Source organism: Ruegeria sp. L12 (assembly GCF_056531745.1).
The window spans coordinates 68,822-88,894 of the sequence record NZ_JBQFMH010000010.1; the positions used below are offsets into that span (position 1 = coordinate 68,822).

The following is a 20,073-nucleotide window of genomic DNA, read 5'->3' on the forward strand; positions in this document are numbered from 1 at the left end:
CCGGACAGGGGTCAAGCAAAACCCTTGATCAACGTGACCGTGCCAGCATTGCCAGGCGGATCATCGCACGTTCCACCAGCGCCATCGCGGGTGCAGTCTGTCCGGCCGAGCGCAGGGACAGATCGGTATCCGTCAGCACCGTCAACGCCGTCTGCAGCTTGGCGGCTCCCCAGCCTTGCGCCTGTCGCAGAATGCGATCACGCCGTTTGCCATAGACCGGTGGACGCAGCTTGCCGATGCCTTGTGCCGCACCGCCCGGGTCCGCCGCGCAGGCGTAGAGGGTCCGGAAATGCCGGGTTGCTCCGATACACAATGTCACCCCGTTGGTGCCCTGCGCCTGCAGCCGCCGGATCAGCGGCCCGATCTCGCCGGTGCGGCCTTCGGCGACCACGTTCAGCACATCGTCCAGCGCTGCTTCGGTCGAGCGTGGGGCGCAGGCCTCGATATCCTCGATGCTCAGCTCTGACGCATCGCCCCGCTTGTAAAGCGACAGTTTCTCAACGGTTTGCGTGAAATCACCGGGGCTGAGTGCCAATGCCAGCTCGCTCAGCGCCGACATCGAATCGCGCGGAATGTTTTTCAGCCCGGCTTGCGAGAGGATGCGTTCAACCTCGGCCCGGGACGGCGGATCGTCGTAGATTCCCACCGCGTAGGTGGCCGGGTGCGCTTCGAACGCCTTGCGAATTTTCGAGCTGGGCTTGAGCTGGCCCGCCGTGACGATGATCTGGGCATCCCCTGCGGCCCAGTCCTCGAGCGCGGCGAGAATAGCGGGGGCGGCTGTCTCGGTGGCTTCCTCGACGAATACTGCGCGGGGGCCGGGGAAAAAGCCGACAACTTTGACCGCATCGAGTAACAAGGCCGGATCGCCGCGCAGGTCGGTTCCGGGAATGCGGGTCAGGCGCATTTCTTCTTCCGCGCCGTGGCCCAAGAGGGCCGCAAGGACCTGCTGCCGTTTCAGCGCAACGCGCATCGCGTCGGCCCCGTAGATCAAAAGTCCGGCCTTGTCCGCGTCCGGCTTGGCGAAATAGCCCTCTGCCTCGCGCGGGCTCAGCTTCATGTGGTCAGGCCACGCGTGGCATAAAGGCGTGTAACGATCTGGTCCGACAGAATTACCATCAGCCGTTCTTTCGCGTCGCGTTCATCCGCAAGTGTCGATACGGTCGATCCGGCAGCAGAATATCCGACGAAATCCACAACTGTACCAGAGGCCAGAATTTTTCCGGAGCTGTTGGACTTCAACGCGTAGGTCGCGCGTCCATCAATCGTATAACGGTCGGTTTCGTTGGATGTGGTGATCGCCGCGCGGCGGGTGATGGTCGAGACCTCAACATTCAGTGCAAAATCCTTGCTTGACGCGGCGCTGCGCCCCAGTTTGCGTTCAAGGCTCTGTACCAACAGGAAGCTGTCGACCGTGTTGGGGGCCGAAACAGCCACTTTTCCGTCCAGCGCGGTGCCTGCGCCGCCCGGCGCATAGACCGGTTCAAAGCCGCAGGCGGCCAGCGCCAGCGGCATAAAAAGCAGGGTTCTGCGGTCAAACGACGACATTCACAATCCGTCCGGGAACTACGATCACTTTCTTCGGCGCATTGCCATCCAGCGCCTTTTGCACAGCTTCGGTGCTGAGCGCGATTTTTTCAACCTCGTCCTTGGCCATATCCTTGGGAACGCTGATTTCCGCGCGCCGCTTGCCGTTGATCTGGATCGGCAGGGTGACGGTGTCATCGACCAGCATCGCCTCATCCGCGACCGGCCATGCAGCGGTGGCCACCAGACCTTCGCCGCCCAGCATCTGCCACAACTCTTCGGACAGGTGCGGGGTCATCGGCGACATCAGCTGCGCCAGTGTCTTGGCGGCCTGACGCTTTGCGTCGGTGCCCGCCTTGGATTTGGCCAGCGTGTTGGTGAAGGCATAAAGCTTGGCGATCGAAGCGTTGAAGCCGAAGGATTCGACCCCGCCAGACACATCATGGATGGCCTTGTGCATCTCGCGCAGCAGGGTTTCATCCTCGGCATTGGCCGGAACGTCCGAGTCTGCGATCTCGGATGCGATGCGGTGTACACGGCTGAGGTGTTTGAATGCGGCCTCGGCACCCGACGCGGTCCATTCCACGTCGCGCTCGGGCGGCGAATCGGACAGCACGAACCAGCGCGCGGTGTCTGCACCGAAGGCCGAGATGATGCTGACCGGATCGACCACGTTTTTCTTGGACTTCGACATCTTGGCCGAGGGGATGATCTCGACCTCGGTACCGTCGGCCAGTTTGCCGTCGATCACATCCTCGGGCAGGTGATAGACCGGACGGCCATTGGCGTCGCGGGTCTGGTAAATCTCATGCGTCACCATGCCTTGGGTGAACAGCGCATCGAAGGGTTCGATGGCTTTTTTTGGCAGGTGCCCGGTGATCTGCATCGCCCGCGCGAAGAAGCGCGAATACAGCAGGTGCAGAATCGCGTGTTCGATGCCGCCGATATACTGGTCGACATTCATCCAGTATTCGGCCTCGGCCAGATCGGTGGGCGTTTCCGCGCGCGGGGCGGTGAAACGGGCGAAATACCACGACGAATCGACGAACGTGTCCATCGTGTCGGTTTCCCGTTTGGCAGGTGCTCCGCAGGACGCGCATTCGCAATCGCGCCAGGTCGAGTGACGGTCCAGCGGGTTGCCCGGTTTGTCGAAGGTCACGTCATCGGGCAGGCGGACCGGGAGGTTTTCTTTCTTCTCGGGCACCACGCCGCAGCTATCGCAATGGACGACAGGAATCGGGCAACCCCAATAGCGCTGACGGCTCAGGCCCCAGTCCCGCAGGCGGTATTTGGTGACGCCTTCGCCCCAACCGGCCTTCTCGGCAAAGTCAACGGTGGCGTTGATGGCTTCGTCGCCGGTGGCCTCGGTCAGGCCCGCGAAATGGTTCACCCAGCGGACCTTCTCGGTCTTCGGCGGCACGAAGGCGATCTTGTCGACCGGCGAGTCATCATCCAGCGCAAAGAATGTATCGACCACCGGCAGGCCGTATTTGCGGCAGAAATCCAGGTCACGCTGGTCATGCGCCGGGCAGGCAAAGATCGCACCGGTGCCGTAATCCATCAGAATAAAATTGGCGATCCAGACCGGCAGTTCCCAATTCGGGTCCAGCGGGTGACGCACGCGGATGCCGGTGTCATAGCCCAGCTTTTCGGCGGTCTCGATGGCCTCTTCGGTGGTGCCGCCCTTGCGGCATTCCGCAACGAATTCAGCCACTTCCGGGCTTTCGGCCTCAAGCTGCTTGGCAATCGGATGGTCCGGCGAGATGCCGACGAAGGACGCGCCCAGCAGCGTGTCGGGGCGGGTTGTATAGACGGTGATCGGCTCACCACCATCGGTGCGTTCGAATCCGAATTGCAGGCCGCGTGACTTGCCGATCCAGTTCTCCTGCATCAGGCGCACCTTGGCGGGCCAGTTCTCCAGCGTGTCCAGCGCGTCGAGCAGTTCCTCGGAATAATCCGAGATTTTGAAGAACCATTGGGTCAGCTCGCGACGTTCGACCAAAGCGCCCGAGCGCCAGCCACGCCCGTTTTCCACCTGTTCATTGGCCAGAACGGTCATGTCGACTGGATCCCAGTTCACCACGGCGTTCTTGCGGTAAACCAGCCCTGCCTCAAGCATATCCAGAAACAGCGCCTGCTGCTGGCCGTAATATTCCGGGTCACAGGTGGCGAATTCGCGCGACCAGTCGATGGACAGGCCCAGCGGTTTCATCTGCCCGCGCATGTCGGCGATGTTGCCATAGGTCCAGTCTTTGGGATGGCCGCCGATGGCCATCGCGGCGTTTTCCGCAGGCATACCGAAGGCATCCCAGCCCATCGGGTGCAGCACGTTGTGCCCGGTGGCCAGCTTGTGCCGCGCGATCACGTCGCCCATCGTGTAATTGCGCACATGCCCCATATGGATTCGGCCCGACGGGTAGGGGAACATCTCGAGCACATAGTATTTCGGCTTGTCCGCCTTGTGGTCGGCGGTGAAGATACCGGCCTTGTCCCAGGCCTCTTGCCATTTTGCTTCGATTTCGGTGGCCGAGTAGCGCGACATTGTGCGGTCCTTCATGAATGAAAACGCCGGGTAGGAACCCGGCGTGGTCATAGAGTGATTTTCAGCGGGATTCTAGAACTTGTTGTCTGCAATGCGCAGCTGGCGCGCCCGGGACAGGATCGCATCCTCCACCGCACGGCTGGTCGCGGCGCTGACCGGAGAGCCGCCGCTGGATTGCAGAGAGACCGATAACGAACGCGCAGCAAGTGCGGGATCGCTGATATGGACTGTGGCGCGATACTGACGCCCTCCGCCCGGCGGTGTGCCATAGCCGGTCACGATCACACCGGTAAACGGGTCAACCTCCTGGATCGGCAGGAAATTCAGAACATCCAGAGACGCAGACCAGAGATAGCGGTTCACATTTGTGACCTGTTCCGAGTTGTCGGGGCCGAACACATCCCAGATCGTCGAGCGATTCGGGTCATTCAGTTCACGTTCTCCGGATGAGCCGCCATCGACGGACAAGCCGGATGCATCGCCAGGAGGCGGCCCTCCGCAGGCCGACACGGCGGCCGTCACTATGATCATCCCCAGAATCGTCAGCAGGCGCATCGTTAATAGACCCCGTACCACTAAATTGCACTGTCGGGTGATACTCCTAGAGAAGGTCCCGTGAAGCAACAAGCCTATTCTTTACATATGGGCGTGAGCGGAGGGTGCGATCAGGCGGAATTGCGACTGTGACATCCTTGCACCAATTTGGTCCGAATGACGGTGGGGCGCTTATGCCAAGCTTGCGCAATGGGGGCAAAAAAAGCGAAACGGTGTCCGTGCTGAGACGCGTGCTTTGCATGTGTCGAGTAGAAAAATCTTTGAAACCGAGGGAAACAAGATGAAAAAAGTTCTCTTCGCATCGACCGCTCTGATCGCAACCGCATCGGTTGCCGCGGCCGAAGTTAAGTTCAGCGGTTACGGCCGCTTTGGTATTGGCTACGTTGAAGATCGTAGCTTCTCGACAAGCGTTCAAGTCATCAACGAAGACGGCACCGCGCTGACAACCGTCACCGCTACCGCAGAAGGTTCGGACACCATCCTGGTATCGCGCTTCCGTCTGAACATTGACGCCAATGTTGAAACCGATGGTGGTGTTGAGTTCTCGGGCCGTGTTCGTCTGCAAGCTGATGAAAATTCGGCAACCGGCGAAGCCAACTCGGCTGGCCTGAACGGCGCACGCTTCTCGGTCATCTACGGTGGTCTGCGTGTTGACGCGGGCAACGTAGCAGGCGCCTTCGACAACCTGGCCAACTACTACGGTAACGAAGTTGGTCTGGAACTGTTTGCTGGTCAGTACTCGGGCGTCGACTATGACTTCCTGGGTTACTCGTCGACCGGTTCAGGCTCGAACGCTGTGTTCTTCCAGTACGCAGTTGGCGATTTCTCGTTTGGCGCGTCTTACGACCAGCGCGACGCATTTGACGTTGCTGTGACCACCGCCGCTGGCGAAACTCTTGGCGAGCTTTCCATCGACGATGCAGACCGTTGGGATATCAGCGCGACCTACTCCTTCGGCAACATCACTGCCGCGCTGGCCTATGGTCAGACTGACGGCGGCGACGGCGACGACCCAAGCCTGACCGTTCTGACCCTGGGTGGCGAATGGGGTGACTTCTCGGGTACTCTGTTTGTTGCTGACGACAACACCGAAGTAGACGCTACTGACGGCACTGCATACGGTCTGTCGGTTGCCTACAACCTGGGTGCCGCGACCACTCTGGTCTTCGCCTACGGTGACGGTTCTGCGGATGCTGACCTTCAGCAGGTTGCAATCGGTGCGATCTATGACCTGGGTGGCGGTGCATCGCTGCGCGGTGGTATTGGCCGCAACGACTGCGACGTTTGCGCAAGCGACACCATCGTTGCTGACTTCGGTGCACAGTTCAACTTCTAAGTTGATCTGAACCGCAAGGTTTAAGGGCAGGTCTTCGGACCTGCCCTTTTCTTTTGCTCCCACATGGTGTTTTTCTGCGACAAGCATGAAAGTGAGAGGCCCCATGTCGCTGCAAGAAATCTCCGACCGAATTGCCAAAGCGGAAGCAGCCGCCGGGCGTGCCAATGGATCGGTTCAACTGATCGCCGTTTCCAAGGTTCAGCCGGACGAGCGAGTCGAGGCGGTTCTAAATCAGGGCCACCGCTGTTTTGGCGAGAATCGGGTGCAGGAAGCGGCTGGTAAGTGGCCCGCGTTTCGGGAACGGTTCTCGGATATTCAACTCCACTTGATCGGCCCGTTGCAGACCAACAAGGCGCGGCAGGCGATGGAGCTTTGCGATGTCATCCACTCGGTCGATCGCCCGAAACTGGCAAAAACGCTGGCCCGGCTTGCGCAAGAGATTGGCGCCTGTCCGGATCTGTTTATTCAGGTCAATACTGGTGAAGAAGAGCAGAAGGCCGGTATCCTGCCTGCCGATGCCGATGCGTTTGTGACCGAGTGCAGGGCCTTGGACCTGCCGGTACGCGGTTTGATGTGCCTGCCGCCGGTCGAAGAAGAACCGGCGCTGCATTTTGCCCTGCTTGCGAAGATCGCGGAACGTAATGGTCTGGAGGGGTTGTCCATGGGGATGAGCGGCGATTTCGAATCTGCCATCGCTTTGGGCGCGACACATGTGCGTGTCGGCTCGGCCATCTTTGGCGAACGGGTCAAACCTCAGGAATGATTAAGCGCGTACCGGGAGTGATCCGGCGGGCAATCCATCTCAGGTGATCGCGGCGAAAGGCGATGCAGCCTTCGGTCGGATAGCGCGGGCGACGCCATTGATGCAGGAAAATGGCAGAGCCGCGCCCGGGAATTGCATTGGGCCAGTTCCAGTCCGTGATCAGGACCAGATCATACAGCGGATCGGCACGGCGCAGCTTTTCATGACTGAAGGCGTAAGGCACCCGGACGAGGTGGTTATACGATCCATCCCGCCCGTCATCCGACCACAGATCACCAGGCCCGATGGGCCGCGCCCAGGGGGCGGGGCGGGCGATACGGTCGGCGCGATAGAGCATGCCGACAATATGGTGAGTGCCCACAGGTGTCGCGCCATCGCCTTCGCGCTTGGCGGCGCGTAGCCCGCCCTTGCCAATGGCGCAGGGAAAGACACGCCCCGCATACCGGATGCCGCGTGGTGTCAGGACCAGATCATCGGGTGTCACAACAGGTGGCCTGACTTGGCCGCTTTGGTGGCCAGATATCCGCGATTGTGATCCGTTTCACCAACCTTCAGCGGAACGCGTTCGGTGACTGCAATCCCCGTCCGCTCCATCATTGCGATCTTGGCGGGGTTGTTGGTCAGCAGACGCACAGAATTGAAGCCAAGCGATTTCAGGATGTCCGAACCCAACCGGAAATCCCGCTCGTCATCTTCGAACCCCAGCCGGTGGTTGGCTTCAACCGTGTCAAAACCCTGATCCTGCAGGAAATAGGCGCGCATCTTGTTGGCCAGCCCGATCCCGCGCCCCTCTTGATTGAGATAGAGCAGAACGCCAGAGCCCTCAGCCCCCATCTGGGCCAGAGCACCGCGCAATTGCGGGCCGCAATCGCATTTCAGACTGCCCATCAGATCGCCGGTGAAACAGGCCGAATGCAGCCGGGCCAGAACAGGCTTGTCGCGGTCGGGGCGGCCGATCTCGATAGCATAGTGCTCTTCACCGCCATCCTCGGGGCGGAAGACGTGCAGGCGACCGGCCTCAGAGACTTCCATCGGCAGGCGCGCCGCCACAACCGCATGCAGGGCACTGCGATCGGCCAGATGAGGCGCCGCGTTCGTATGGTCAATGCAGGTCAGACCGTGGGTCACCGCAAATGCACGACCGTCCTCGACGGGCACAACAACGGCGGCGGGCAACAAATGGGCCGATTTCGTCAGCGAAATCGCGATGCGGTGCAGATTGGCATTGCCATGTCTTTCGGTCATCAGCGGGCCCTTCATGGGCGCGTTCAGATCGTCCGAGGGATCGGCCACCGCCTGCACCCAGCCCAGATCGACATCCGCCGGAATCAGAACCCGCGCCAGATCACCGTCATAGGCGCGGGCCTTCAACGTCTCGGCCCGCCTGACAGTTATCGCCACGACCGGTTCGCCGCCTAAACCTCGCAGATCCGCCAGCCGTTGCGGGCTGAGCGTTTCCGTGGCCAGCGCCAGAACACTGTAACCGCCGTCGTCGGTCAGGACTACGGGAACGCCCATGCGCAGATCGGCCCGTGCCCGTGCCAGCAGTTCAGTGATGCCAGGAAAGAGACTCATGCATGTTACCCTATAACGATCAGGCTCTTGTCCTACCCTGATCAACCGAGAATGTGAAACATTTCCTCCGCCTCAGACACGAGGGCGTGAAGCGATTGCAGCAAATCTTGCTGATTGCATCTTTGATGCGCAAGTGGTGGAAAAGGCTTAGGAGGACCGCAGATGGCACAGCTTAAAAAAATCCTGCTGGTGGATGACGATGAAGACCTGCGCGAAGCTTTGAGTGAGCAGCTCGTGATGACCGAAGACTTTGACGTGTTCGAAGCGTCAGATGGTGCATCTGCGATGGAACGCGCGCGCGAAGCGATTTACGATCTGGTCATTCTGGATGTCGGCCTGCCGGATACCGATGGGCGCGAGCTGTGCCGCCTGATGCGCAAACAGGGCGTCAAAAGCCCGATCCTGATGCTGACCGGCCATGACAGCGATGCCGACACCATCCTGGGTCTGGATGCCGGTGCGAATGACTATGTCCCTAAGCCATTCAAATTCCCGGTACTTCTGGCACGCATCCGTGCCCAGCTGCGTCAGCACGAGCAATCCGAAGACGCGGTCTTTGTTCTTGGCCCCTACACGTTCAAACCGGCCATGAAGATGCTGATGACCGAGGATGACCGCAAGATCCGCCTGACCGAGAAAGAGACGAACATTCTCAAGTTCCTCTATCGCTCGACCGATGGCGTGGTGGCGCGCGATGTGCTGCTGCACGAGGTCTGGGGCTATAACGCCGGTGTGACCACTCACACGCTGGAAACCCACATCTATCGCCTGCGTCAGAAGATCGAGCCCGATCCGTCGAATGCGCGCCTTTTGGTCACAGAATCGGGCGGATATCGTCTTGTCGCTTGATCTTGCTGGATTGACTTGGATCAAAGTGATACTCTTGAGACATATTTAGATTACTCCTATCCCGTGCATGTCCGGGTTATGACATGTACCTCCCTGTTGGACTGCCGGGCCTGATGGCCCGGCCTTTTTTTGTCGTGGTACTGTGGGCATACCCGCGCTAGGGTGCGCCAACCCCGACAAAGGAAACGCGCCTCATGCCCTTCACTCTTGCCACATGGAACATCAACTCGGTCCGCCTGCGTGAGCCTATCGTGCTGAAATTGCTGCAGGAAGAGGCTCCGGATGTGCTGTGTTTGCAGGAATGCAAATCGCCGGTCGAGAAGATTCCGACCGAAGGGTTCGCAGAGCTGGGATATACCCACATGATTGCGCGGGGGCAGAAGGGCTATAACGGTGTGGCCATTCTGTCTCGACTGCCCATAGAGGAAGTGGGTGACAAGGATTTTGCCGGTCTAGGCCATGCGCGCCATATCGCGGGGCGGTTGGAGAATGGCGTGACCATCCACAATTTCTATGTCCCTGCGGGTGGGGATGTTCCCGACCGTGAGGTGAATGAGAAATTCGGCCAGAAACTGGATTACCTCACCGATATGCGCGACTGGTTCCATGCCGAGACGCCGCAGAAATCCATTTTGGTCGGTGATCTGAACATTGCCCCGCGCGAAGATGATGTCTGGTCGCACAAGCAACTGCTCAAGGTGGTGTCACATACACCGATTGAGGTTGAGGCATTGGCCGAAACACAGGATGCGGGCGGTTGGGTCGATATCACCCGGCAGGATATCCCCGAAGGCCAGCTATACAGTTGGTGGTCCTACCGCGCGCGCGATTGGGATGCGGCGGACAAGGGGCGGCGGCTGGATCATGTCTGGGCCACACCCGATATCTCGAACGCGGGCCATTCCAGCCGGGTGCTGCGCGATGCGCGCGGATGGGAAAAACCCAGCGACCACGCGCCGGTTTTTGCGACATTCGACGTCTGATTGATGCAAAAACGCCCGACTCAGCCCTTGGTTTCTGACCCGCGCGGCTGCATATAGGGCGCAAATACGAACCAGAGAGTAATTGCCATGGACCTTCTGAACGGCGCAGCCAGCTCTGATGCCACCGATCTGATCAAGGACGGGACCGAGGCCACCTTCATGGCCGATGTGGTCGAAGCCTCGCAAGAGATGCCGATCATCGTTGATTTCTGGGCCCCCTGGTGCGGCCCCTGCAAAACGCTGGGTCCCGCGCTGGAGGAGGCTGTGACTGCTGCCAAAGGCGCGGTCAAGATGCTCAAGATCAACGTGGATGAGGCGCAGATGATCGCCGGCCAACTGCGTATCCAATCGATCCCGACTGTCTATGCGTTCTACAAGGGCCAGCCGGTCGACGGGTTTCAGGGCGCGCTGCCCGGATCCGAGATCAAGGCCTTCATCGACCGCGTGATCGAAGCCGCAGGTGGCGAAAGCCCCGGTGGTCAGTTGGAAGACGCGGTTCAGGCCGCCGAAGAAATGCTGACCGAAGGGGCTGCAGTGGACGCAGCACAAACCTTTGCCGCTATTCTGGGTGAAGACCCAAACCATGCTGCCGCTTATGGCGGGCTGGTGCGCGCGCATATTGCGCTGGGCGATCTGGATCAGGCCGAGGCGATCCTCAACGGTGCCCCGGTCGAGATTTCGTCCGCGCCCGAGGTTGAGGCGGCCCATGCGCAGTTGGAACTGGCGAAACAGGCCGCCGATGCGGGGCCGGTGGGTGAACTGACTGCAACGGTCGAGGCCGAGCCTGACAACCATCAGGCCCGTTTCGATCTGGCGCAGGCCCTGCATGCTAATGGCGATGTCGAAGAAGCGGTCGCTCAATTGCTGGAACTGTTCCGCCGGGATCGCGAGTGGAATGAGGGCGCGGCCAAGGCGCAGTTATTCACGATTTTTGATGCGCTCAAGCCCAATGATCCGATCGTGCTGAACGGTCGACGCAAGCTCAGCTCGATGATATTTGCCTAAATCCCGATCAGGGCTACACTCGACTGTATGATGCATCCCGCTGATCTGCCGGAGACGGTATCCGTGTTTCCACTGCCCGGAGCGCTTTTGCTGCCCCGGTCCCGTCTGCCACTGCATATATTCGAGCCGCGCTATCTGCAGATGCTGGATGACGCGTTGAAAACCTCTGAGCGGCTGATCGGGATGGTGCAGCCCAACACCTGTCAGGGGGATGAGACCAAGCTGCATCAGATCGGCTGCGCCGGTCGTATTACGCAGTTTTCCGAGACAGAAGACGGGCGCTATCTGATCACGCTGACCGGGATATCCCGGTTTCGGGTCCGGACTGAGCTGGACAGTTTTACCCCCTATCGGCGCGCGTCGGTGTCCTGGGACGGATTCGACCGTGACCTCGGCAAAGCCGAAGAGGACAATGGCTTTGATCGAAACAGATTCCTGAGGCTGCTGGAGCGGTTCTTCTCGTCCCGTCAGTTGTCGACGGACTGGGACACGATGAAGGACGCCGATGATGAGCTTTTGGTCAACTCTCTGTCGATGATGCTGGAATTCGACCCCGAAGACAAACAGGCCCTGCTGGAGGCTCCCTGCCTGCGCACAAGGCGCGAAACCCTGGTGACATTGATAGAATTCGCCATGCGCGGCGGATCGAATGAGGAAAAACTGCAATGAGCACGCCTGAACACGCCTTTGACCGTCACATGCTTGAGGCGCTGATCTGTCCGCAGACGCACACAACCCTGCATTATGACGCCGTGCGGCAGGAGCTGGTATCCAAAGCCGCTGGTCTGGCCTTCCCCATTCGAAACGGCATCCCGGTGATGTTGGTGGACGAGGCGCGCGCGCTGGACTAGATCGCACGCCCCTGCAGCAATTTGGGCAGATCGCCGGTCAGGCCAGCAGCCTCGCGCACAAAGCCCCGGCGCAGTCCGGGCAGCGATCCGACGATGCCCATGCCGATATCGCGGCCGATCCGCAGCAGGGGATTGTCGTTCGAAAACAGCTTGTTGAATACATCCGTCGCCATCGCAAGCGATGCCGTGTCGAAGCGACGCCATTCCTGATAGCGCTCCAGCACCAGTGTTGAGCCGATATCTTCGCCGCGTCGACCGGCAAGGGTCAGAACCTCGGCCAAAGCCCCCACATCCCGCAGACCGGCATTCAGACCTTGCCCGGCGATGGGGTGCATGCCGTGGGCGGCGTCTCCGACCAGCGCAAGCCGGTCAGCGATAAAGGAATTGGCGATGGTCAGGTTCAGCGGATAGGTAAACCGGTCACCTTGCAGGCGGATATCGCCGAGGAAATCGCCAAAGCGCGGACGCAGAACCTGCAGGTAGTCGACCTCGGGCAGGGCGTTGATCTGTTTGGCCGTCTCGGTGCGTTCGCTCCACACGATGGAGCTGCGGTTGCCGGTCAGCGGCAGAATCGCCAGCGGGCCGGGGGGCATGAAGAACTGATGGGCGATACCGTGATGGGGCAGCTCATGTTCGATGGCACAGACCAACGCGGTCTGGCCATAATCCCAACCGGTGCGCTTGATCCCAGCACGCATTGCGGTGCCGCTGCGGCGACCATCGCAGCCGACCAAAAGACTACCGGACAGGGTGGCTCCGTCATCCAGCGTCAGCACCGCCTCATTTGCCGAGATATGCTGTGACACAACCGTCTTGCCGCTAACCTGAGTGATCTCGTCCTGATCGGCCATCGCCTCCAGAAACGCTCGCCGCAGGTGGCGATCTTCGACCATATAGCCCATCGGGCCTTCTTCGATCTCGGCATGGTCGAAATGCATGAAGCACGGGGAAGGTCCGGCACCGGCATGACCATCCGTTACCTTGATTTCCAGCATCGGCTGAGCGTGCTCTTCCACCCGTTCCCACACGCCGATCGCATCCAGCAGGCGTTGCGAGGCCAGCGCCAGCGCATAGGCACGCCCGTCAAAAGCGGCGTTTTTGCGCACCTTCTCGGCCAGAGCGTCAACAACCGTGACGGAATGCCCGGTCTGGGCCAGCGCCAGCGCAAGGGCGGGGCCGTTTAGGCCGCCGCCAACGATCAGGATGTCGGATCTGTGTTCCATGTGCTGCAATATGCGCGCCCTTTCGGGATTGTCCATGTGCGGTCCTGTCGCTACCGTCCGATCACGGACATTTTCGGGAGGGGCGGGATGCAAGACTGGCTGACCATGACGGCATGTGATTTAGGCCGTGGCATCGGAATGGGACAGATCGATCCGGTTGAGCTGGCCGAAACCTATCTGACTGCGATCGACGCCCACCCGCATCGGGATCGGATCTATGCCCGCGTCACCCATGATCGCGCCCGCGCCGAGGCCCTTGCGGCGCAAGAACGGTCCCGACTCGGCCTGCGCCGATCATTGCTGGATGGCGTTCCGATCAGCTGGAAAGACCTGTTTGACACGGCCGGCATTGGAACCGAGTCCGGCTCGGCCTTGTTGAAAGGCCGCGTGCCCGAGGCCGACGCGCAGGTGCTGCGCAATGCAACCGCGATGGGCACGGTCTGTCTGGGCAAAACGCATATGAGCGAGCTCGCCTTCTCAGGCCTAGGCCTCAATCCGGTGACGGCCACACCGCCTTGTGTGAATGACGAAGACGCTGTGCCGGGCGGGTCGTCCTCGGGGGCGGGGGCGTCGGTGGCGTGGGGGCTGGCGGCGGGTGGTATCGGCTCGGATACGGGCGGGTCAGTGCGTATCCCCGCGGCCTGGAACGATCTGGTCGGGCTGAAAACAACGGCGGGGCGTCTTAGCCTTGAGGGCGTCGTGCCGCTGTGCCTGAAATTCGATACAGTAGGGCCGCTGGCACGATCGGTTGAGGATGCCGCCCATTTGCTGGCGGCGCTTGAGGGCACATCCCCTGCTGACTTGCGCGGAGTTACTCTGAAAGGCCGCCGCTTTGCGGATTTGCAGAACGTGGCCAAAGACGATCTGCGCGATGCGCCAGCCAAGGCCTATGACGACGCCCTGCTACGCTTAAAGGAGGCGGGGGCCGAGATCGTACCGCTTGAGGTGCCCGAGCTGAGCGACGCGATGAGCCTGTCCGGCGTGCTCTATACAACAGAGGCCTATGGCCTGTGGCGCGATGTGATCGAAGCGAACCCCGAGGCGATGTATCCCGAAATCCTGGAACGGTTCCGCATGGGTAAGGCGTATTCCGGCCCTGATTACGTGGCCGCATGGTCGAAACTTGTCGCGTGCCGACAAGCCTGGGACGCGGCGACCGCCGGGTTTGATGCCGTGTTTGCGCCGACGGCCCCGATTCTGCCGCCCAATCTGGACCGGTTGCTGAGCGATCATGACTACTATGTCACCGAGAATCTTCTTGCCTTGCGCAACACGCGGATCGGGAATTTGATGGGACTGGCGGCGCTGACACTACCCACGGGAACGCCCGGTTGCGGGCTGATGATGCTGGGGTATCCGGGGTCGGAAGAGGCGCTGCTGAGGCTGGGATCTGCAGCCGAAACCGCTTTGACCTGAATGCCACAATCCCCTGATTCGGCACCTCTTTGTCTGGACGAAGCCCGGGTCGATCTGTAATCTGTCAGAAAACGGGGCGCAAAATGACCCCGAAATTGAGGCAGTATCATGAATTTCCCCGAGCGGTTTTCGAACCTACCGGAATATGCATTCCCGCGTCTGCGCGCCCTGTTGGATCATCATCAGCCGGGCGGCGATGTTGTTCATATGACGATTGGCGAGCCCAAGCACGATTTCCCGTCCTGGGTGACCGATGTGATCATGGAAAACGCCGCCGGGTTTCAGGGCTATCCTCCGAACGAAGGCTCGCCTGCTTTGCGTGCGGCGATCACGGATTGGGTGAATCGCCGCTATGGCGTGTCGATGGATGCAGATGCCAATGTGATGGCGCTGAACGGCACACGTGAAGGCCTGTATAATGCTGCAATGGCGCTGTGCCCGGAGCAGAAGAACGGGCAGCAGCCGATCATCCTGTGCCCGAACCCATTTTATCAGGTCTACATGGTCGCCTCGATCTCGGTCGGGGCAGAGCCGTATTTTGTGCCCGCAACCGCAACGACCGGCCATCTGCCGGATTATGCAAGCCTGCCCGAAGAGGTGCTGAACCGCACCGCCGTGGCCTATATCTGCTCGCCCGCGAACCCTCAGGGGGCGGTTGCGTCGCGCGATTACTGGGCGGAACTGATCCAATTGGCCGAGAAATACGATTTCCGCATCTTTGCCGATGAATGCTATTCCGAAATCTACCGAGACACAGCGCCGGTTGGCGCGCTTACCGTTGCGCAGGAACTGGGCGCTGATCCTGAGCGGGTCACGCTGTTCAACTCTCTGTCCAAACGCTCAAATCTGGCCGGGTTGCGGTCAGGTCTGATCGCAGGTGGGCCTGAGACGATCAAACGGGTCAAACTGCTGCGCAGCTATGCGGGCGCGCCGCTGCCTGCGCCGTTGCAAGCCGCCGCCGCCAAGGTCTGGGCCGATGAGGCGCATGTTCAGGAAAACCGCGCGCTGTATCAGGAAAAATACGCCATCGCGGATGAGGTGTTTGCGGGCGTGCAGGGGTACATGCCGCCCGAGGCAGGGTTCTTCCTGTGGCTGCCGGTCGAGAATGGCGAAGAAACTGCATTGAAGCTTTGGCAGGAAACCGGCGTTCGGGTTCTGCCGGGGGCATATCTTTCTCAAGGTGATCCGGGGCAAAACCCGGGCGAGCAATTTATCCGGGTCGCCATGGTGGCCCCAAAAACAGAGATGAAGCGCGGGCTGATCACGCTCCGCGACTGCATCTATTCGTGAGGTACGAGGGCAAAATGGCATCATTGAACGCGCGCAACCGTGACCCGCTGCTGGACAGCACCACCCAGGCCGCCATCGAGCGGCGCAGTAAGGAACTGATCGGGATCGCTTTGATCCTGCTCGGGCTCGCCGCTGCTGCGATGGTCTGGTCCTATAATCCGGACGATCCGAACTGGATGGTGTCGACCGACGCGCCGGTGCAGAACTGGATGGGGCGTGTGGGGGCCTCGATCGCAGCGCCCTTGTTCATGATTGTGGGCTGGGGCAGCTTCGGCGTGGCGCTGGTTCTGATCACATGGGGCCTGCGTTTTGCCGGTCATTTTGGCGAAGAACGCGCCATTGCCCGTTTAATATTCGCTCCGATCTGGATTGCCGTTCTGGCGGTCTATGCCGCCACCCTGGTGCCGGGTGCCGAATGGCGCGCGACGCACAGCTATGGGCTGGGCGGTCTGTTTGGCGACACGGTGATGGGGGCGCTGCTGACGCTGCTGCCGATCTCTTCTCATTTTCTGGTCAAGCTGATGTCGCTGGCCATGGCGGTCGGGATGCTGGCGCTGGGTGTGTTCGTGCTGGGCTTTACCAAAGCGGATGTGCGCAAAGGGTTCCGTGCCTTCCTGCTGGGTCTTGTCATGGCCTATGACTTGCTGATGAACGCTCTGGGCCGCGGTGCCTCGGCTACGGCGCAGGCGGCGCGGGATCGTCGGACGCAATGGGTCGAACGCCGGGCCGAACGCGCCGTGCCGGTGCAGGCTCGTTTTGACGATGATCTGGCCTATGCTGACCCGATTTTTGAAGAGCCCGAGCTGGAAGCCCCCGAGCCTGAGCCAAAACCGGGCCTTTTGGCGCGGATGCCATCGCTGATCCGTCGGCCCGATCCGATGCCCGATCCGGAGTTGATCGATCCCGTCGCGGTCGAGGGTTACTATGACATGCCCAAAGAAGACCGCATCCGGTCAAAAATCTCTGCCGCTGTGCGTAACCGCAAAGTGGCCGCAGGACAGATGGCGCCCGAGCCTGATCCGAACCTGCCGCTGACCAAGGGACGCGGTCGCGGGCCTGATCCGCTGATCCTGAATGCAGGGCCGGTAGATGAACTGCCGCCGGAACCGCCCGTGACCACTGCCACGCTGCCGTCCGAACCGCCGCTGACCGCGACCGCTGAACCCGAATGGCAAGCGCAACAGGATTATGTGGCCGAGCCGGATTATGATGATGACGAGGCGGTGTTTGAAGAGCCTGCGCCGCAACCGCGTCAGGCTGTCAAAATCCCGGTCGCCGAACCGCGCAAACCGGTTGTCGCACAGCCTGTGCGCCGCGCACCCCCGCCGTCGCGTCGGGCACAGGCCGAGGCGCAGCCAACCCTGTCCTTTGAGGAGAAGCACAGCGATTTCGAGCTGCCCCCACTGGGCTTACTGTCCAACCCAGCCAGCATTCAGCGCCATCACCTGAGCGATGAGGCGCTGGAGGAAAACGCGCGGATGCTGGAAAACGTGCTGGATGATTACGGCGTCAAGGGTGAGATTGTCAGCGTCCGCCCCGGCCCGGTGGTCACCATGTACGAACTCGAACCTGCGCCCGGTCTGAAAGCCAGCCGCGTTATTGGTCTGGCCGATGATATCGCGCGGTCGATGTCGGCCCTGTCAGCACGGGTTTCGACCCTGCCGGGCCGTTCGGTCATTGGTATCGAACTGCCCAACGAAAACCGCGAGATGGTGGTTCTGCGCGAAATCCTCGCCAGCCGCGATTTCGGCGATGGCAACCACGCGCTGCCGCTGGCCTTGGGTAAGGATATCGGCGGTGAATCCGTCGTGGCCAACCTGGCCAAGATGCCTCACCTGCTGATCGCGGGGACCACCGGTTCCGGTAAGTCGGTTGCGATCAACACGATGATCCTGTCACTGCTGTACAAGCTGTCGCCGGACGAATGCCGCCTGATCATGATCGACCCGAAGATGCTGGAACTGTCGGTCTATGATGGCATCCCGCATCTGCTGTCGCCCGTTGTGACCGATCCGAAAAAGGCCGTCGTGGCCCTGAAATGGGTCGTGGGCGAGATGGAAGACCGCTATCGCAAGATGTCCAAAATGGGCGTGCGTAATATCGCAGGCTACAATGGCCGCGTGAAGGACGCGCTGGCCAAGGGCGAGATGTTCAGCCGCACGGTCCAAACCGGCTTTGACGATGAAACCGGCGAGCCGATGTTCGAGACCGAGGAATTCGCGCCCGAAGCGATGCCCTATATTGTCGTCATCGTTGACGAGATGGCTGATCTGATGATGGTCGCGGGCAAAGAGATCGAAGCCTGCATCCAGCGACTCGCGCAGATGGCGCGGGCTTCGGGCATTCACCTGATCATGGCGACGCAGCGCCCCTCGGTCGATGTGATCACCGGGACGATCAAGGCGAACTTCCCCACCCGGATCTCGTTCCAGGTGACGTCCAAAGTCGACAGCCGCACCATCTTGGGCGAAATGGGAGCCGAACAACTGCTGGGGCAGGGCGACATGCTGTATATGGCGGGCGGTGCCAAGATCACCCGCTGCCACGGCCCGTTTGTCTCGGACGAAGAGGTCGAGGAAATCGTTAACCACCTGAAACAGTTCGGCCCGCCGGATTACATGAGCGGCGTCGTCGATGGCCCGGCCGAGGAAAAGGCCGACAATATCGACGCCGTTCTGGGCCTGAACACGGGTGGCAACACTAATGGCGAGGATGCTCTGTACGATCAGGCAGTGGCGATCGTGATCAAGGATCGCAAATGCTCGACCTCATATATTCAGCGGAAACTCGCCATTGGCTACAACAAGGCCGCGCGGCTTGTTGAGCAAATGGAAGAGGAAGGCGTTGTTTCCGGGGCAAATCATGTTGGGAAACGCGAAATCCTCGTCCCCGAGCAGTAGGATATTTAATAACAAGGGCAGAACGCTTATCTGGGTCTCATGAAACAGATTGCTTTTGCCCTTGCTTTGACATTGGCCGCGCCTGCGGCCTGGGCAGCTGAAAAGCTGCCGCTGTCACAGATCTCCAACTATCTGAACCAGATGAAAACGGTTCAGACCACGTTCACGCAAGTGAATGACGACGGCTCGCTGAGCACCGGGAAGCTGTGGTTGCAGCGCCCCGGCAAGATGCGGTTCGAATATGACCCGCCCAACAGCGCGGTGGTTCTGGCGCGGGCAGGGACGGTGCAGATATTCGACCCGAAATCGAACCAACCGCCCGAGCAGTATCCCCTGAAACGCACGCCGCTGTCGCTGGTACTGGCGCGCAACGTGAATCTGTCGCAAGCCAATATGGTTGTGGGGCATGATTTTGACGGCACCGCGACGGTGGTGACAGCTCAGGACCCGAAGAATCCCGAAAGCGGACGGATCGAGCTGATGTTTACATCAGATCCCGTCGAGCTGCGCAAATGGGTGATCCACGACAATGCAGGCAGTCAGACAACTGTCCTGCTGGGGCCTCTGACCGAAGGTGGAAACCTCGATCAGAGTGTGTTTTCCAAGAAAACCCGGATCGGGTCAGGCGATCGCTGACCCGACACTTTCAGTAACGGCAGTTTGCCAATTGGGCCTGATACCGCTGCGCGCGGGCGTCCACATCATTTGCCACATTCAGCAGCCATGATTTTCTATTGTGGCTGCCGCGCGCAAATCCGGCATGGCCTTCGTGGTAGGCCAGATACTGGTTGCGCGTGTCGCTGGGATGGATGCCGTTGCGTTCGTAGCTTTTGTTCATGTACCAGCCGATGAAATCAGAGGCATCGCGGATACGATCCCGCTTGGCACGGCGTTTGCCGGTTTCTCGCTGGTACTGCTCCCACGTGCCATCCAGCGCCTGACCATAGCCGTAGGCGCTGCTTTGGCGCCCCATGGGAATCACGCCCAGCACATATTTGTGCGGCGTGCGTGCATCAGCACGGTATCTGCTTTCCTGATAGATCGTGGCCATCTGAACGTGCACGGGGACGCCCCATTTACGCTCGGTGCTCTTGAAAGCTTTGATATAGTCGGGTTTCTCGCGCGCAATGCTGCACGCGTCATTCAATCTGCTGGGCGGTTGCTTTGAGCCACCGCCACAGGATGCCAATAGAAGCACCCCGAAGAGTACGAAAAGAATTCTGCTCATGTGCCTCGTGCCTTTTTTCTATATTCTAGCGCA

19 protein-coding genes are annotated in these 20,073 nt (G+C 60.4%); 11 read left to right on the plus strand and 8 right to left on the minus strand.

The features are described 5' to 3' along the window. Positions 1-28 precede the first annotated feature (28 nt). The 4 genes from holA to ACR0K9_RS16010 form a co-directional block, all read right to left on the minus strand. Positions 29-1,057: a DNA polymerase III subunit delta gene (gene holA / locus ACR0K9_RS15995; RefSeq protein WP_480824658.1), complete on the minus strand. Its 1,029-nt coding sequence runs from the start codon at positions 1,055-1,057 to the stop codon at positions 29-31. After that, a complete protein-coding gene (gene lptE / locus ACR0K9_RS16000) occupies positions 1,054-1,545 on the minus strand; it encodes an LPS assembly lipoprotein LptE (RefSeq protein WP_480824660.1) in 492 nt (163 codons plus the stop codon). Before lptE ends, holA begins: the two co-directional genes overlap by 4 nt. Beyond that, on the minus strand, positions 1,532-4,066 hold the full coding sequence (leuS, locus tag ACR0K9_RS16005; RefSeq protein WP_480824662.1) for a leucine--tRNA ligase: 2,535 nt from the start codon (positions 4,064-4,066) through the stop codon (positions 1,532-1,534). The genes lptE and leuS overlap by 14 nt, the downstream gene beginning before the upstream one ends. 72 nt (positions 4,067-4,138) lie before the next feature. After that, a complete protein-coding gene (locus ACR0K9_RS16010) occupies positions 4,139-4,621 on the minus strand; it encodes a DUF3576 domain-containing protein (RefSeq protein WP_480824664.1) in 483 nt (160 codons plus the stop codon). Between the two features lie 280 nt (positions 4,622-4,901). Between ACR0K9_RS16010 and ACR0K9_RS16015 the strand changes: the two genes are divergently transcribed. Continuing rightward, positions 4,902-5,957 (plus strand): porin, encoded by a 1,056-nt coding sequence (locus ACR0K9_RS16015; protein ID WP_480824666.1) that lies wholly within the window; start codon positions 4,902-4,904, stop codon positions 5,955-5,957. Between the two features lie 103 nt (positions 5,958-6,060). Next, the gene (locus ACR0K9_RS16020) at positions 6,061-6,720 is read left to right on the plus strand and encodes a YggS family pyridoxal phosphate-dependent enzyme (RefSeq protein WP_480824668.1); all 660 of its coding nucleotides are present in this window, start codon (positions 6,061-6,063) and stop codon (positions 6,718-6,720) included. Here ACR0K9_RS16020 and ACR0K9_RS16025 read toward each other — a convergent pair. Beyond that, positions 6,704-7,204, minus strand: a complete 501-nt coding sequence (locus ACR0K9_RS16025) for a L,D-transpeptidase family protein (RefSeq protein WP_480824670.1) — start codon at positions 7,202-7,204, stop codon at positions 6,704-6,706. The two genes, ACR0K9_RS16020 and ACR0K9_RS16025, sit on opposite strands and share 17 nt — an antisense overlap. Further along, entirely contained in the window at positions 7,201-8,295 is a 1,095-nt protein-coding gene (ribA, locus tag ACR0K9_RS16030) for a GTP cyclohydrolase II (protein WP_480824672.1), read from the minus strand. Before ribA ends, ACR0K9_RS16025 begins: the two co-directional genes overlap by 4 nt. Positions 8,296-8,457: 162 nt before the next feature. Here ribA and ACR0K9_RS16035 point away from each other — a divergent pair, with 162 nt between their 5' ends. The 5 genes from ACR0K9_RS16035 to ACR0K9_RS16055 all read left to right on the plus strand — a co-directional run bounded on the left by ACR0K9_RS16035 (position 8,458) and on the right by ACR0K9_RS16055 (position 11,983). Continuing rightward, the gene (locus ACR0K9_RS16035; protein WP_480534341.1) at positions 8,458-9,144 is read left to right on the plus strand and encodes a response regulator transcription factor; all 687 of its coding nucleotides are present in this window, start codon (positions 8,458-8,460) and stop codon (positions 9,142-9,144) included. Positions 9,145-9,338: 194 nt separating this feature from the next. Continuing rightward, entirely contained in the window at positions 9,339-10,127 is a 789-nt protein-coding gene (locus ACR0K9_RS16040; protein ID WP_480824674.1) for an exodeoxyribonuclease III, read from the plus strand. 87 nt (positions 10,128-10,214) lie between these two features. Beyond that, positions 10,215-11,132: a tetratricopeptide repeat protein gene (locus tag ACR0K9_RS16045; RefSeq protein WP_480824676.1), complete on the plus strand. Its 918-nt coding sequence runs from the start codon at positions 10,215-10,217 to the stop codon at positions 11,130-11,132. A 27-nt stretch (positions 11,133-11,159) separates the two neighbouring features. Next, a complete protein-coding gene (locus ACR0K9_RS16050) occupies positions 11,160-11,801 on the plus strand; it encodes an LON peptidase substrate-binding domain-containing protein (RefSeq protein ID WP_480534334.1) in 642 nt (213 codons plus the stop codon). Next, positions 11,798-11,983 carry a Trm112 family protein gene (locus ACR0K9_RS16055; protein WP_480824678.1) on the plus strand — a complete coding sequence of 62 codons (186 nt, stop codon included), beginning with the start codon at positions 11,798-11,800 and terminating at the stop codon, positions 11,981-11,983. Before ACR0K9_RS16050 ends, ACR0K9_RS16055 begins: the two co-directional genes overlap by 4 nt. On the opposite strand, the gene ACR0K9_RS16060 is transcribed toward ACR0K9_RS16055, so the two are convergent. Next, positions 11,980-13,242, minus strand: a complete 1,263-nt coding sequence (locus ACR0K9_RS16060; protein WP_480824680.1) for an FAD-dependent monooxygenase — start codon at positions 13,240-13,242, stop codon at positions 11,980-11,982. The genes ACR0K9_RS16055 and ACR0K9_RS16060 overlap by 4 nt on opposite strands. A gap of 51 nt (positions 13,243-13,293) precedes the next feature. Here ACR0K9_RS16060 and ACR0K9_RS16065 point away from each other — a divergent pair, with 51 nt between their 5' ends. The 4 genes from ACR0K9_RS16065 (at position 13,294) to ACR0K9_RS16080 (ending at position 19,448) form a co-directional block, all read left to right on the plus strand. Next, positions 13,294-14,622, plus strand: a complete 1,329-nt coding sequence (locus ACR0K9_RS16065) for an amidase (RefSeq protein ID WP_480824682.1) — start codon at positions 13,294-13,296, stop codon at positions 14,620-14,622. 108 nt (positions 14,623-14,730) lie between these two features. Beyond that, positions 14,731-15,912, plus strand: a complete 1,182-nt coding sequence (locus ACR0K9_RS16070) for an aminotransferase class I/II-fold pyridoxal phosphate-dependent enzyme (protein WP_480824684.1) — start codon at positions 14,731-14,733, stop codon at positions 15,910-15,912. 14 nt (positions 15,913-15,926) lie between these two features. Continuing rightward, positions 15,927-18,812 carry a DNA translocase FtsK gene (locus ACR0K9_RS16075; protein WP_480824686.1) on the plus strand — a complete coding sequence of 962 codons (2,886 nt, stop codon included), beginning with the start codon at positions 15,927-15,929 and terminating at the stop codon, positions 18,810-18,812. A 39-nt stretch (positions 18,813-18,851) separates the two neighbouring features. Next, positions 18,852-19,448 (plus strand): LolA family protein, encoded by a 597-nt coding sequence (locus ACR0K9_RS16080; RefSeq protein ID WP_480534322.1) that lies wholly within the window; start codon positions 18,852-18,854, stop codon positions 19,446-19,448. A gap of 10 nt (positions 19,449-19,458) precedes the next feature. On the opposite strand, the gene ACR0K9_RS16085 is transcribed toward ACR0K9_RS16080, so the two are convergent. Next, the gene (locus tag ACR0K9_RS16085) at positions 19,459-20,040 is read right to left on the minus strand and encodes a transglycosylase SLT domain-containing protein (RefSeq protein WP_480534320.1); all 582 of its coding nucleotides are present in this window, start codon (positions 20,038-20,040) and stop codon (positions 19,459-19,461) included. Positions 20,041-20,073 lie beyond the last annotated feature (33 nt).